This is a genomic window from Rhizohabitans arisaemae, assembly GCF_025996515.1.
Lineage (GTDB): Bacteria > Actinomycetota > Actinomycetes > Streptosporangiales > Streptosporangiaceae > Rhizohabitans > Rhizohabitans arisaemae.
Genome location: NZ_BLRH01000038.1, coordinates 1 through 211, shown reverse-complemented (window position 1 = coordinate 211; position 211 = coordinate 1). Strand labels below are relative to the sequence as shown.

General features: G+C 68.2%; 1 protein-coding gene. It reads left to right on the top strand.

The window, feature by feature from the left end:
• On the top strand, positions 1–211 hold a 211-nt coding region (locus RUR_RS26510), incomplete at both ends, for a hypothetical protein (RefSeq protein ID WP_283137922.1).

The window sequence follows — 211 nt, the reverse complement described above, 5'->3', positions numbered from 1 at the left end:
CATGGTCTGGGACTCCGGCGTCGGCACTTTTGAGCAGCCTCGCGCCAAGCCGGTCGGCGGTGACTTCAACGGTGACGGCCTGACCGACATCGGTGCCTTCTACGACTACCCCGGTGCCCGTACCGGCCTGTTCACCTGGACCGCCAGGGCAGGTGGCGGCTTCAACGCCCCGACCATGGTCTGGGACTCCGGACCCGGCACCTGGGAGCAG